10 protein-coding genes are annotated in these 13,890 nt (G+C 64.9%); 3 read left to right on the top strand and 7 right to left on the bottom strand.

The annotated features are described in order from the left end of the window. Positions 1-4 precede the first annotated feature (4 nt). The 7 genes from ABWW33_RS21295 to ABWW33_RS21265 all read right to left on the bottom strand — a co-directional run bounded on the left by ABWW33_RS21295 (position 5) and on the right by ABWW33_RS21265 (position 8,731). The gene (locus tag ABWW33_RS21295; RefSeq protein WP_444551009.1) at positions 5-853 is read right to left on the bottom strand and encodes a TPM domain-containing protein; all 849 of its coding nucleotides are present in this window, start codon (positions 851-853) and stop codon (positions 5-7) included. Continuing rightward, the gene (locus ABWW33_RS21290) at positions 850-1,482 is read right to left on the bottom strand and encodes a LemA family protein (RefSeq protein WP_353403633.1); all 633 of its coding nucleotides are present in this window, start codon (positions 1,480-1,482) and stop codon (positions 850-852) included. The genes ABWW33_RS21295 and ABWW33_RS21290 overlap by 4 nt, the downstream gene beginning before the upstream one ends. 113 nt (positions 1,483-1,595) lie before the next feature. Next, positions 1,596-2,990, bottom strand: coding sequence for a DUF2799 domain-containing protein (locus ABWW33_RS21285; protein ID WP_353403632.1), 1,395 nt, complete (start codon positions 2,988-2,990; stop codon positions 1,596-1,598). A 59-nt stretch (positions 2,991-3,049) separates the two neighbouring features. Beyond that, positions 3,050-4,831 (bottom strand): sensor domain-containing phosphodiesterase, encoded by a 1,782-nt coding sequence (locus ABWW33_RS21280; RefSeq protein WP_353403631.1) that lies wholly within the window; start codon positions 4,829-4,831, stop codon positions 3,050-3,052. Positions 4,832-4,845: 14 nt separating this feature from the next. Beyond that, positions 4,846-6,507 (bottom strand): methyl-accepting chemotaxis protein, encoded by a 1,662-nt coding sequence (locus tag ABWW33_RS21275; RefSeq protein ID WP_353403630.1) that lies wholly within the window; start codon positions 6,505-6,507, stop codon positions 4,846-4,848. A 189-nt stretch (positions 6,508-6,696) separates the two neighbouring features. Next, on the bottom strand, positions 6,697-8,067 hold the full coding sequence (locus ABWW33_RS21270; RefSeq protein ID WP_353403629.1) for a sensor histidine kinase: 1,371 nt from the start codon (positions 8,065-8,067) through the stop codon (positions 6,697-6,699). Positions 8,068-8,074: 7 nt separating this feature from the next. Continuing rightward, positions 8,075-8,731 (bottom strand): response regulator transcription factor, encoded by a 657-nt coding sequence (locus ABWW33_RS21265; protein ID WP_176650670.1) that lies wholly within the window; start codon positions 8,729-8,731, stop codon positions 8,075-8,077. Between the two features lie 178 nt (positions 8,732-8,909). Between ABWW33_RS21265 and ABWW33_RS21260 the strand changes: the two genes are divergently transcribed. Genes ABWW33_RS21260 through ABWW33_RS21250 form a run of 3 tightly spaced genes read left to right on the top strand, consistent with a single transcriptional unit; the run spans position 8,910 to position 13,887 of the window. Further along, the gene (locus ABWW33_RS21260) at positions 8,910-11,657 is read left to right on the top strand and encodes a TonB-dependent receptor (protein WP_353403628.1); all 2,748 of its coding nucleotides are present in this window, start codon (positions 8,910-8,912) and stop codon (positions 11,655-11,657) included. After that, positions 11,644-12,813, top strand: coding sequence for a DUF5009 domain-containing protein (locus tag ABWW33_RS21255; protein WP_353403626.1), 1,170 nt, complete (start codon positions 11,644-11,646; stop codon positions 12,811-12,813). Before ABWW33_RS21260 ends, ABWW33_RS21255 begins: the two co-directional genes overlap by 14 nt. Before the next feature lie 12 nt (positions 12,814-12,825). Next, a complete protein-coding gene (locus ABWW33_RS21250) occupies positions 12,826-13,887 on the top strand; it encodes an acyltransferase family protein (protein WP_353403625.1) in 1,062 nt (353 codons plus the stop codon). The last annotated feature ends 3 nt before the right edge of the window (positions 13,888-13,890 follow it).

Here is a 13,890-nt window from a genome sequence, read left to right as displayed (position 1 = left end):
ATGTTCACCACCGTCCCGAGGCGCCGCCACCGCCGAAGCTTCCGCCTCCGCCGTGAAAGCCGCCCGATCCACCGCCAAAGCCGCCACCGAAGCCGCCGCCATAATGCCGTCCGGCCATGCCGAGCGCGCGTCCACCCACCAAGGTGAAGAACAAAGCCAGCACGCCAGCAATCACGGCGGCGGACAACGCTCCCGCAAACAGCCAAGCAAGGAAGGCCACCAACCCGCCTGTCATGATCGCGCCAGGCAGCCTGCCCAGCAACGCGCGCAGGATGCCGCCCACGACCAGCGCCAGGACCAGCAGCACAGGCAGGTATGATCCCACGCCGCCATCCGCTGCCGGTCGGGCCGGCGCAGGCAACGGCTCACCCTCAACGACGCGCAGCATGCCGTCGATGCCGTCGCGAATGCCGCCATAAAAGTCGCCCTGCTTGAATTTCGGCGTGATGACTTCACTGATGATGCGCTTGCACACCGCATCGTTGAGCACACCCTCGAGGCCATAGCCGACCTCGATCCGCATGGTACGGTCGTCCTTGGCGACGATCAGCAACGCGCCGTCATCCACTTTCTTGCGGCCCAGCTTCCATTGCTCGGCCACGCGCAAGGAATACTGCTCGATGGTTTCCGGGGTGGTGGAGGCAAGCATCAGCACGCCGATCTGGCTGCCCTTCTTCGCTTCGAAGTCCTGCAGCACCTGTTCCAGCGACGCCTTCTGGTCCGAGGTCAGCGTGCCGGTCGTGTCGGTCACCCGCGCCGACAACGGCGGCACAGCGACCTGCGCACCAGCGGCGACCGCCCAGCCCAGCAGGCAGACAAGCAACAGGACTCTTGCAAGACTAAGCGCTCTCACTGGCCGCCTCCCGGCGCGGGATTTGGCGGCGGACGCGTGGCAGGCGAAAAGTCGACCTTGGGCGGCACCGCGATGGCGCGCTCGTCCGCCACGCTGAAGTTGGGCTTGACCGTGTAGCCAAACGCCATCGCCGTCAGATTGGTGGGGAAGGAACGCACGGTCACGTTGTAGTCCTGGACTGCCTTGATGTACCGGTTGCGCGCCACGGTGATGCGGTTTTCAGTGCCCTCCAGTTGCGCCTGCAAATCGCGAAAGTTGGCATCGGCCTTGAGCTGCGGGTAGTTCTCCGATACCGCCAGCAAGCGGGACAGCGCACCGGAAAGCTCGCCCTGCGCACGCTGGAATTTCTCGAATGCCTGCGGATCGTTGAGCAATTCCGGCGTGGCCTGGATCGTCCCCACACGCGCCCGTGCCTGCGTCACCTCGGTCAGCACGGTGGCCTCGTGCGACGCGTAGCCTTTGACGGTGTTCACCAGGTTGGGAATCAGATCCGCGCGCCGCTGGTATTGATTCACCACTTCCGACCAGCCGGCCTTGATCTGTTCGTCCTGCGCCTGCATCGCGTTATAGCCGCAGCCGCTCAAGCCAAGCAGCAGCATCGCTAGCGCTACAAATTTGCAATATTTCATGAGATTGCCTCCGGTCATCGGCTTATCTCAATGATATGGCTCAAAACATCGACATTCCTTGATGTGAATCAAGCGCGGAAGTATGACCGGCGTGCCCAACCATAGGCTTTCAATCAGTAAATCTCACGGCGCAGGCGCTGCATTTGCAGGTCGTGACGCTCCGCCCAGCGGCGGGCGTCGTCCAGCTGGCGCTCCAGGCGCTGGATATAGTCGGACAGCTCACGGCGCTCCTGCTCGCGACGGGCGTCCTGCCTTTTCGTGTCGTCGCTTACGACGCGGTCCTTCGCCTCCAGATTGGCGCGAATCTCGCGCTCCAGGCGTCCCAGCCGGTTGCGGCTGTCGCGTACGCGGCCCGACAGTTCGTTCACGTCGCTGACGGCCTGGCGGTATTTGACGGCGGCCACCTCGTAGTCCTGGCCGCTGACATAGGCGTGCTTCAACTGGTTGCGCAGCTCGGCGCGGCAGACATCCACCGCCATGCCGCTGTTGGCGCGGCCGCGTTCGAAGGCGTTGTCCGGCACACAGTACCTGGCGTTCTGTTCTTCCCAGGCCGCCGTGTACACGCTGCGCGTGGCGGGAATGACGAACACGCCGTTGCGGCCGGCGTTTGCGATGCGATCCTCCAGCATGAAGGGCTTGCCGTAGCCGTCGTCCTCGCCGGCCTGGCGCCAGTAGTCCGTCAGGCGCGCCTCCCACGCCAGGCGATATTCGGTTTCGTAGATCTTCAGGCCCTTGACGCGGGCTTCCTTGCCGCGCGCGGTGAAGTCCTTGCCGCTGACCGCATCCTGCGTGCCGAGATTGCGCCAGTAGTTGATGATCTCCGCGTTCCACGCGGCGCGGTAGGCTTCTTCCTGCACCTGCACGCCGGCGTTGCGGGCGGCGGAGGCGCGGTCGCGGAACTCGCTGTCCGGCGTGCCGTTGCGGGCGTCGGTATAGCCCGCGTCCTGCCAGAAGGTGCGGTTGCCAATCTGCCAGCCGTCGCCATACGCGGCATCGTCGTAGCGCAGTTGCATGGCGGCGGCCATGGCGCGCGCGGCCTCCCGTTGCGACAGCGGCTTGCCGTCCGTGCCGTCGCGCCGGCCCAGCGTTTTCCAGTATTCCGAATTCCCTAGCGCCCAGCCCGCGTCGTAGGCCGGACGGTTGAGCGGCGTCCTATGCTTGCGTACCTCGTCGCCGACCACGTGGACATCGTAATGCGACGGCTGCATGCCCGCCGCGCCATCCTTCTGGCCCAGCACCGACCACAGGTCCCAGTTGCCCTGAGCCCAGCCGTTGATGTATTGGGCCTCCGAGCCGGTGGCGGCAGGCTTCTTGTCGTCGGCGTGATCGTCGCAGAAGTCCTTGCGCTCGACGTAGTCCGGCGGATCGCCTGCCAGGCCATCCTTGTGGCCGATGGCGGTCCAGTCGCCGACCTTGCAGTCGGCGATGCGCTGGGCCGCGGATTGGCAACCGGCCAGCAGCAGCGGCGCGATCAGGATCAGGGCGTGAAGTCGGTTCAGTTTTGTCATTGCCCGATTATATGGCAAAGATGACAAAAGAAAAAAGGCCGCTTGACGGCGGCCTCCAGTCAGGCGGCGACCTTGTGGCTGTCGCGGTACCGGATCACGTGCGCCAGAAAGGCCTGCGCCGCCAACGGCTTGGCAAAGTGGTAGCCCTGCGCGATATGGCAGCCCCACTCCCGGATCAGGCCCAGCGACTGCTCGGTCTCCACGCCCTCCGCCACCACCTGGTAATCCAGCTCCCTGGCCAGCGAGATCAGCGAGCGCACGATGCGCTGGTCGCGCGGGTTGGCGTGGACGTTACGGATCAGCGACTGGTCGACCTTGACCACCGTGGCCGGCACTTTTTGCAGGTAGGCGAAATTGCTGTAGCCGGTACCGAAATCGTCCAGCGCCAGGCTCATGCCGAGCGCGCGGATGTCGTGCAGCGTTTTCAGGATGCCGCTGCCTTCCATCCAGATGCCTTCGGTGCATTCGATCTCCACGTAGCGCGGATCGACGTTGAATTCGCGGCAGACATCCGACAGCCGCTGCACGATGTCCGGCTCCTCGAAGTTGTAGGCCGACAGATTGATGGCGACCTTGATATGGTTGCCGTCCGCGTGCCACTCCGATACCTGTTTGATCGCCGTGCGTATCACCCAGTGCGTCAGGGGACCGATCAGCGCGGTCTTCTCGACCAGCGGGATGAATTCAGCCGGCGATATCGGTCCCAGTTCGTCGTGATTCCAGCGCAGCAGCGCTTCCGCCGACAGGCAGGCGCCGTTCGCTAGATCGTGCTTGGGCTGGTACACCAGCTGGAACTGGTCGGCCTCGATACCGGCCCGCACGTCGTTCAGCAGACGGAAGGCGCGCTGCTGCCGTTCGTCTTCCGCGTTGTTGTATACACTCCATCGCTGCTGCTTGATCAAGGCCTGGTTGACGGCCGCCGCGGCCTTGCGTGGCGCATCCTTGGCGGCGGTCGGGCACAGTTCGAAGGCGACGATGCCGCCGAAGCTGGGCAGGTTCAGCGGAATATTCAGGTTGAGCAGCGGCGCCTGCAATTGCGCTTCCAGTCCCTGCAGATAGTCGATGAAGCCCTGCGTGTCCTCGTCGTTGGAGAGGATGGCGAAGCGCGCGTCGGTCAGATGATAGAGGTGCGCCCGGTTCTCGAACAGCAGCTTCAATCTGTCGCCGACGGCACGTATCAACTGGTCGTAGACGGCGACGCCAAGCACGCGGACGATTTCGAAAGCGCGGGCGGAATCCGGCATGTCGATCGCCACCAGCACCCGCTGCTGGCCGGCGTGACGTTTGCCGAGCGCGTCGAGGTCGTCGGCCATCTGGTATTTGTTCGGCATGCCGCTGACCGAGTCTACATGGCCTACCGCGCGGCCCAGCATGATGTGCGACATCACCAGCGCCGCCATCCCGGTCATGCGGTCGCGATCGGCCTCGCTCAAGGTGCGCGGCTTGGTGTCGATGACGCACAGGGCACCGATGGCGTAGCCTTCCGGCGTCACCAGCGGCGCGCCGGCGTAGAAACGTACGCCGGTCGAACCGATGACCAGGGGATTGTTGGCGAAACGCGGATCGAGCAGCGTGTCCTCGATCATCAGCACCCTGCCCTGGCGGATCGTGTGATCGCAAAAGGTCTGGTCGCGCTGGTTGGCGCTGGGCGGCGGACAAAAGCCTACCGTCGATTTGATCCACTGCCGGTCGCTGTCGATCAGCGAGATGTACGCGCCGGACATGCCGAACATCTCGGCCACCAGGCGCGTGACGGCATCAAAATATTCGCTGGTGTTGGTGTTCAGGATACCCAGCTGGTGCAGCGCCGCGATGCGCTCCGGCTCGGAATTCTTCAGCATAATCTCCTGCATCATCACACACCCGCCGGTGCCGGCAGCATGGCGCGCTGGCGCGTGCCGGCGGCCTGTTTGCCGCGCGCAGGCGCAGCATGGTGCGATGCCGGCTCGGTCTTGAACACGCCGACCGCGTGGTTCAGGTGCCCGGCCTGGTCCTGCAGCGTCTGCACCGCGCCAGCCGCCTGCTCCACCAGCGCCGCATTCTGCTGCGTGACCTGGTCCATCAGCGAAATGGCGCGGTTGACTTCCTCGATGCCCTGGCGCTGCTCGTTGCTGGCGGTGGTGATCGCCTCGACCATGCCACTCACTTTCTTGACGCTGTCGACGATGTCGCGCATGGTCGTACCGGCGTGCTCCACCAGCTGGGTGCCTGCATGGATCTGGCTGACCGATTCGTCGATCAGCGCCTTGACTTCGCGCGCCGCCGTCGAGCTGCGCTGCGCCAGGTTGCGCACTTCGGAAGCCACCACGGCAAAGCCGCGGCCCTGCTCACCGGCGCGCGCCGCTTCCACCGCGGCGTTCAGCGCGAGGATGTTGGTCTGGAAGGCGATGCCGTCGATGACGCTGATGATGTCGACGATCTTGCGCGACGAGTCGTCGATGGAGTTCATCGTGACCACGACTTCCTCGACGATCTGCCCGCCCTTGCTGGCGATGTCGGAAGCGCACTGCGCCAGCGTGTTGGCTTGCTGGGCGCTATCGGCGTTCTGCTTGACGGTGGCGGTCAGCTGCTCCATCGCCGACGCGGTTTCTTCCAGCGAGCTGGCCTGGTCTTCGGTGCGGCCGGACAGGTGCTGGTTGCGCTCGGAGATCTGGCCGCTGATGTCGCTGACGGCGTTGGCGCTTTCATGTACTTCGGTGACGGTGGTGCGCAGGTTGCTGCTCATTTTTACCAGCACGGCCATGATGCTGTCCCTGTCGCCATCGCGCAGGTCGACATTGTGATACAGCTCGCCGCGATCGACGGCGTTGGCCAGCGCCTTCACTTCGGCCGGCTCGGCACCCAGGGCGCGCAGCAGATATTGGGTCACGCGCCATGCCACCACCGCGCCGAGGGCCACGGCCGCGGCCAGCAGCGCCAGCATCAACGACTGGAAGTTGTGCGCGGCCTTGCGCGCCAGTTCCGATTCGGCTTCCGTCATCTTTTCCTGCTGATCGATGAAGCCGTTGATGGCGGCCAGCCATTCGACAAACGCCGGCTTGGCCTGCGCCAGCATCATCTGGCGGGCGCCTTCGATGTCACCGGCGCGGCGGGTGTCGATAATCTTCTTGATCATCGGCGTGGTGCGGCTTTCGCTTTGCTTGATCTTGGCCAGCCAATCGCGTTCTTCGCTGCCGATCTTGGCGCCGGAGGCGGAGAACAGGCTGTCCAGCGGCTGTGCGGATTTCTGATAGTCGGCGTCCAGCTTGTCGATCAGGCCGGTGACGCCGCCGATGTCGCCGTCGGCCACCAGCGTCACGTCGCGCAATGCGATGGCGCGGTCGTGCACACTGCCCCGGAAGTTGATGGCGTAGCGCTGCTTGACGTTGTTGACGTCGCTGATGTGCTGCAGGCTGGCGTCGATGGCGTTGACTTTGTAGATGCTCAGCACCGTCAGCACCAGCATCATGGCAAGCAAAATGCCAAAGCCGACCGTGAGACGCGTCGCAACGCTGATTTCATTCTTTGAGGATTCCATGCTGTTTCCTTAATTCTTACGTGGTGAACGCAATCATATTCCATACGGCAAATGTTCGTGAAATTTATTAATTAAATAAATTCAATAGATATTGACTATACGAAATGTCGATAAGTTAATCCACTTAAAAATTTACTACCAATTGGCAACGAAAACGACCCTCGAAAGAGGGATTGTGCGGAATGGGCGTCAGGTGATACCGGTACCAAAAACCACCAGTACCCTCAGGCCGGGGCCGTCGTCGCGGTTGTCCAGCCGGATGGTGCCCTGGTTGCGCGCGGCGGCTCGTTCGGCGATGGCCAGGCCCAGGCCGCTGCCCGCCTGGTCCTGGTCCGGCAGGCGGAAGAAGCGTTCAAACACCTTGCGCAGCATGTCGGCCGGGATGCCCGGCCCCTGGTCGGCCACGGACAGCGCAACCCGGCCGTCCAGCTCCGCGATGGAGATCGACACCCGCCCGCCGAGCGGCGAATACTTGACCGCGTTGCTGACCAGGTTGTCGATCAGCGAGGCCATGCTTTCCAGATGCATGGGCAGCGGGCAGCGCTCGGGCGCCTGCAGTTCGATCTCGATGCCGCGCGTGGCGGCGATCTGCCCGGCCAGCGCCAGGCGGTCGGCCACCAGTTCCACCAGGTCGCGCGGCGTCAGGCTGGTGTGATCGCGGTCGCCGCCGGAACGGGCCAGCGCCAACAGTTGATGCACTGTATGGGTGGCGCGCTGCACGCCTGCGCGCAGGCCCTCCCCCGCCTGTTCCACGCGCTGTACTGTCCGTGTAGTGGTCAGTGTATCGGCGTTGATCTGAATGATGGACAGCGGTGTTTTCAGCTCGTGCGCGGCGTCGACCAGGAATTCCTGTTCACGCTCCAGGCGCTCGGTCAGCCGCTCCATCAACTTGTTGACGGAGCCGACCAGCGGCGACAGCTCCTGGTACGGCGACGCCGCCAGCGGCGACAGGTCCGTCGCCGAACGCTCCTCGATCTCGCCGACGATGGACTTCAGGGGACGCAGGCCGACGCGGATGATGAACCACGCCGGCAGCAACAGGAAGGGAATGCTGAACAGCAGGGGCGCGAAGTAGTAGCCGATGCTCGACACCTGCAGCATCCACTCGCCAATCACCTCTGTTGCCATGCGCACGGTGACGCCGGTCGCGGGATCGTCCTCCACCGAGACGACCCAGCCTTCCCGCAGCGGCTGGCCGTACGGACCGGCGGCGGCGTCGGTCGGCGGCAGGCCCGGGTCCGGCGATGCATAAACCAACTGGCCGCGCTTCCAGACCTGGGTCTGCAGCGCCGGAATGTACCAGCCCAGTTCCTTGTAGAGCGCGTAGTGCAGCCCTTCCATCTTGCGCACCACCGGCTGGATCTGTTCCGGCGGCCGCTCGCCGATGGTCTGCATCACGACCAGGATGCGCAAGGCGCTGGCACGCAGTTCGCGCTGCATGTCGCGCCGCTTGGCGGTGCGGGTTTCGTAGACGTCCAGCGCCAGATTGGCCAGCCACACCAGCAGCATCACCGAGATGAAGCCCAGCAGCAGGCGGCGGAACAGCGAGCGGTTTTTCATCGGCTGTTCATTTGTCGACCACGTAGCCGACGCCGCGCACGGTGCGGATATAGCCTTCGCCGATCTTCTGGCGCAGGTGCGACATGTGCACGTCCAGCGCCGCGCCTTCGCTGTGCGGCAACGCGCGCGACTCCAGCTCGCGCCGGGTCAGCACCCGGTCCGGGTAGCGCATCAGCGCATGCAGCAAGGCGAATTCGGTTTTCGACAAGACCACATTGGTTCCCGCGCGCGTCAGCAGCATGCGCTTGTCGTCCAACACCAGGTCCTTGACCTTCCATACCGGCTCGCCCGATTCGCTCCAGCCGGTGGCCCGCCGCAGCACCGCGCGCAGCCGCGCCAGCAATTCGGTGACGACGAAAGGCTTGACCAGGTAATCGTCGGCGCCACGATCGAGGCCGTTGAGGCGGTCCTCCAGGCTGTCGCGCGCAGTGATGACGAGGATGGGCAGCGTGTGGCCGGCGGCGCGCAGGTCGCGCAGCACGTCGATGCCGTTCCCGTCGGGCAGGCCGAGGTCCAACAGCACCGCGTCGAACGGCTCGGTCTCGACCCAACGACGGGCGTCGCCGGCGCGGCGCACCCATACCACTTCCTGTCCCGCGTCCTGCAAGGCCGATTGCAGCGCCTTGCCCAACTCCAGGTCGTCCTCGACCAGGCATATCTTCATGACTCTTTGCTCCACTGCGTGAAGTCCGTATCTACGCATCTTCTTGCCGATGTGTCAATCGCCTGCGCGCCACAGCCTTAGGCAAACGTTAAGGTTTCTTTTGGATTTGCTTAAGGAAGACTGTGGAGAATCCGGCAACAGTAGTTCGAATAAATCCAATCAATACAAGGGAGAGTAGATGGACAGCAAAGCAGGGATGAAAACGGTGCCGACGCCTATCGCGTCGGCTGTGGCATTGATGCTGGCGTCGATGGTGACGTGCGCATCGTCGCCGGCGCTGGCGCAGCAGGCCGCGGCCGACGGCCAGCCGATGGAACAGGTTGTGGTGACCGGCATCCGCGCCTCCCTGCAGCAGGCGCTCACGCGCAAGCGCAACAGCGACACGCTGTCCGAAGTGGTATCGGCCGAGGACATCGGCAAGATGCCGGACAAGAACGTGGCCGACGCCATCCAGCGCGTGCCAGGCGTGAACATCTCCTCCTCCGCCGGCGGCGAAGGCGGCTTCGCCGAGAACGACCGCGTCAGCATCCGCGGCACCAGCTCCAGCCTGACGCAGACGCTGGTCAACGGCCACACCATCGGCACCGGCGACTGGTTCGTGCTGGACCAGGCGGGCGCCGTCGGGCGCAGCGTCAGCTACGCGCTGCTGCCGTCGGAAATCGTCAGCGCCGTCACGGTGCAGAAAAGCCAGCAGGCCGACATGGTCGAAGGCGGCGTCGCCGGCTCGGTCAATATCGAAACCCGCAAGCCGCTCGATTTCAAGAAGCAGCTGACGCTGGAAGCCTCGGTCCAGGCGATCCGCGCCGACCTGCCGGGCAAGACCGACCCGCAACTGAATGCGCTGATCGGCTGGAAGAACGACGCCAAGACCTTCGGCGTGCTGCTGCAGCTGTTCTCGGAAAAACGCCACGAGCGCCGCGACGGCCAGGAGTTCTACGGCTATGCGCCGATCGACGCCGAGAGCAACGCCGCCAAGGCGCACCCCGAACTGGCGGGAGTCCTGGCGCCGGCCGGCATCAGCGCCTCGCTGTTCGAACAGACCCGCAAGCGCACCGGCGGCGCCATCGACCTGCAGTTCAAGCCGAGCAGAGACTTCAGCTTCGACATCAACGGCTTCAGCTCGCAGCTGGACGCGGCCAACTACAACCGCAGCTTCTACAACAACATCGCCGGCAACCTGAACGCCACCGATCCGGACACCGGCGCCTCCGTCGGCGTGGTGCCGTCGGCCTACACGGTCAGGAGCGGCACGCTGGTGTCGGCCACGATACCGGCCTCGCAGTACCCGGCGGTCAGCGCCACGAAGCCGTACAATTCGTCGCTGTACTCGGCCTTCGGCGACCAGATCTATCGTCCCGGCTCCTCGTCCTCCTCGGCCTACATCGATCTCGATGGCGCCTACAAGGTCAACCAGGACTTGCGCATCACCGGCAGCGCGGGCTACACGCGCGGCACCGGCAAGACCCCGGCCGATATCGGCTACGAGGCAGGCCTGACCGGCGCCGGCTCCAGCTACACGCTGAACGGCATGTCGCCGGCGACGATATCCTTCCCTGGCGCAGACACTTCCAAGTTCACCAACTACGTGACCGCCTCCGCCTGGGGCTCGCACGTGGTCACGCTGGATACGGAAAAATACGGCCAGCTTGACGGCGAACTGAAACTGGACAAGGGCGTCATGGAGTCGGCCAAGTTCGGCGTGCGCTACGCCGAGCACCACCGCAACGTCAGCCAGCCCGAGAACCGCAGCTGCGCCGTGTGCGACGGCACCACATCGGCGCCGCTGCCGGTGTGGGATGGCGCGACGTATCCGTCCAACTTCGGCAACGGCATTTCCGGCAGCAGCGGCTTCCTGCGCAACGTGTGGCAGATCAGCCCCGCCAACATCGCGGCCTGGGCCACCAGGTACGACCTGGCCGGCGGCCCGAATACCGAGAACTGGGCCGGCGAGATGGATGTCAAGGAGAAGACCAGCGCCGTCTACGGCATGGTCAACCTGGCCGGCGACGGCTGGCGCGGCAACGTCGGCCTGCGCTACGTGCACACCAACCAGGCGACGATCACCAACATCCCGGGCGGCGACAATCCGATCGGCCAGAACAACGTCAACGGCGTCTACACGCCGACCCTGAACCAGCGCGGCTACAACGACGTGCTGCCTAGCGCGAACGTCAAGGTCGACCTTTCGCCGACGCTGGTGGGCCGCTTCGCCGTGGCCAAGACCATGGCCCGCGCCGACTACAGCGCGATGGTGGGCGCCGTCACGCTGAACGACACCAACCTGACCGGCAGCAGCGGCAACCCGAACCTGAAGCCGGTCCGCTCGACCAACTACGACGCGGCGCTGGAGTGGTACTTCTCGCCGAAGTCCCTGCTGTCGGCCGGCCTGTTCTACATGGACATGTCGTCCTACGTCACCTACGGCACGGCCAACCTCACCTACTTCAACAACTCGTTCAAGCGCTTCGACAGCTACACGATCTCGTCGCCGACCAACATCGGCGCCAAGAACAAGGGCGCGGAGCTGGCCTACCAGCAGGACCTGTTCGGCGGCGTCGGCGTAGTGCTGAACTACACCTACACCGACGGCAAGGCGGACGACGGACTGGCGGTGGTGGGCAATTCCAAAAACACCTACAATGCCGAGACTTACTACGAGGACGACAAGCTGAGCGCGCGCCTGGCCTACACCTACCGTTCCAGCTTCTCCGGCGGCTTGTACAACAGCTTCCCGCAGGTGATGGCGGGCACCGGCAACCTGGCGGCGTCGGTCAGCTACAAGATCAACGAGAACCTGTCGGTCACCTTCGATGCGCTGAACCTGAACAACGCCGTGCTGCGCTACTACGGCATGAACAAGGACCAGCCTATCGCATCGTATTCGAACGACCGTCAATACTATCTGGGCTTGCGTGGCAAACTCTAAACCACAACGGGTGCTGGCGATCGATGCCTTCCGGGGCATCACCATACTGGTCATGATCTTCGTGAACGCGCTGGCAGGCGTGCGCGGCGTGCCGGCCTGGATGGATCACGCCCCGGCCGGCGTGGACGGCATGACCTTCCCCGACGTCGTGTTCCCGGCGTTCCTGTTCATCGTCGGCATGTCGATCCCGTTCGCTGCGGCGCAGCGGGTGGCGGCGGGCGACTCCACGTGGCGGCAGTGGCGCCACATGCTGTCGCGCGCCGCCGGCCTGCTGGTGCTGGGTGTCTTCATGGTCAATGCCGAGGAAGGCTACAACGAGGCGGCGATGGGCATGTCCATCCATGTGTGGTCGCTGCTGTTCTACGTCTGTGCGATCCTGGTATGGGCGGTGTACCGGTTCGAAAACAAGGCGCTGGCAATCGGTTTGCGCCTGCTCGGCGCGGCCGGCCTGGTCGCGCTGGCGCTGGCTTTCCGGGGAGGCCCGGACGGCAGCCTGCGGCTGGCGCCGCAGTGGTGGGGCATATTGGGACTCATCGGCTGGGCCTACCTGTACGCCAGCGTGGCATTCCGGCTGACGCGCGGCAGTCTGGTGGCGGTGGCCCTGCTGGTGCTGGGCTGTGCGGCGTATTACTGCCTGGCCCGCACCGTGGCGGCACCGTCGTGGTTTGGCGCCCAGGCCGAGAACGCGGTGCACACGTCGATCGCCTTGTGCGGGCTGCTGACGGCGCTGATCTTCTTCGGCGATGGCGGGCGGGCCGGCCGGGCATTCGGCATGGCGGCGGCGCTGGCCGCCGTGCTGGCTGTCATCGCCTTCTTGCTGCGCCCTGCCTTCCACGTCTCCAAGATCGACGCCACGCCCAGCTGGGCCTTGTACAGTTCCGCCATCTGCGTGCTGCTGTTTGCGGCGCTGTACTGGCTGGTGGACGTCCAGCGGCGGCAGCGCTGGACCGCGCTGGTGCGCCCGGCCGCCGCCAATCCGCTGCTGACCTACATCATTCCCTACATCGTCTACGCGCTGATGCAGTATCTGCATCTGTCGTTTCCCTCCGTGCTGGGCGCAGGCTTGCCCGGCCTGCTCTGGGCCGCCGCCTATGCCGTTATCGTCATGGCGCTGGCAGCAGTTCTCAACCGCATGCATATCAAACTGCAGCTATAAACTTAAAAATCTATGCGCATCAATTCTATCGACGCAGTGCGCGGCCTGACGGTGGCCGCCATGCTGCTGGTGAACGACGCCGGCGACTGGTCGCACGTCTACCCCTGGCTGGAACACGCCGAATGGCACGGCTGCACGCCGCCCGACTTCATATTCCCCGTCTTCCTGTTGATCGTGGGCGTGTCCATCAACCTGGCGCTCAGCCCTCGCCTGGATGCAGGAGCGGCCACGGCGCCGTTGACGCGCGCCGTGCTGCTGCGCGCCGTGCGCATCGTGCTGCTGGGCCTTGCGCTGCACGTGGTGGCGATGCTGCTGCTGAATGGACGGGGCTTCCGCCTGTTCGGCGTGCTGCAAAGGACGGGCATCTGCTTCGCCGCGGCGGCGCTGCTGACGATCCATGTGCGCAGCGCCCGCGCACAGTGGGCGATATGCGCGGCCATCCTGCTCGGCTACTGGGCGCTGCTGACCGCCGGCGGATCGCTGGAGCCCGGCCTGAACCTGGCGGACCGCATCGACAGCGCCTTGCTGGGCCACCTGGCCTACCAGTACGACGCCGCCACCGGCATCGGCCACGATCCCGAGGGCATCCTGGGCACGCTGCCGTCGCTGGCCACGGTGATCCTCGGCCTGCGCGCCGGCGACTGGCTGCGCAAGGGACAGACCCGCAACCTGGCGCTGGCCGGCGCGGCGGCGATGCTGCTCGGCGGCCTGTGGTCGCTGGCACTGCCGTTGAACAAGCAGTTGTGGACCTCCTCGTTCGCGCTGTGGACCGGCGGCTTCGGCATGTTGGCCATTGCGCTGGCGCACCAGTTGATCGATGTGCGCGGCTGGCCGGCGCTGGGCCGCGCGATGGGCGTGAACGCCATCGCCGCCTACGCCGGATCGTGGATCGCGACTTGCGTGATTGAAGGCAGCGGGGTCATGGCGCCGCTGTATGCCCATGTTTTCAGTCGCCCGCTGGCACCGCTTTTCGGTCCCTGGGTGGCGTCCGTGGCCTTCGCGGCGGCCTTCACCGGCGTGTTCTGGCTCGCTATGGCGTATGCCTACCGGCGCAACTGGCGCATGACGATCTGACGG

Origin of the sequence: Duganella hordei (assembly GCF_040369125.1) — a bacterium.
Taxonomy (GTDB): domain Bacteria; phylum Pseudomonadota; class Gammaproteobacteria; order Burkholderiales; family Burkholderiaceae_D; genus Rugamonas; species Rugamonas hordei.
Note: the sequence above shows the minus strand (reverse complement) of the source record. Positions and strands in the feature narration are given on the sequence as shown.

Coding starts and splice junctions, on each gene's coding strand:
- ABWW33_RS21290 (WP_353403633.1), bottom strand. CDS start 1,482: ATGAAATATTGCAAATTTGTAGCGCTAGCGATGCTGCTGCTTGGCTTG.
- ABWW33_RS21285 (WP_353403632.1), bottom strand. CDS start 2,990: ATGACAAAACTGAACCGACTTCACGCCCTGATCCTGATCGCGCCGCTG.
- ABWW33_RS21280 (WP_353403631.1), bottom strand. CDS start 4,831: ATGCTGAAGAATTCCGAGCCGGAGCGCATCGCGGCGCTGCACCAGCTG.
- ABWW33_RS21275 (WP_353403630.1), bottom strand. CDS start 6,507: ATGGAATCCTCAAAGAATGAAATCAGCGTTGCGACGCGTCTCACGGTC.
- ABWW33_RS21270 (WP_353403629.1), bottom strand. CDS start 8,067: ATGAAAAACCGCTCGCTGTTCCGCCGCCTGCTGCTGGGCTTCATCTCG.
- ABWW33_RS21265 (WP_176650670.1), bottom strand. CDS start 8,731: ATGAAGATATGCCTGGTCGAGGACGACCTGGAGTTGGGCAAGGCGCTG.
- ABWW33_RS21260 (WP_353403628.1), top strand. CDS start 8,910: ATGGACAGCAAAGCAGGGATGAAAACGGTGCCGACGCCTATCGCGTCG.
- ABWW33_RS21250 (WP_353403625.1), top strand. CDS start 12,826: ATGCGCATCAATTCTATCGACGCAGTGCGCGGCCTGACGGTGGCCGCC.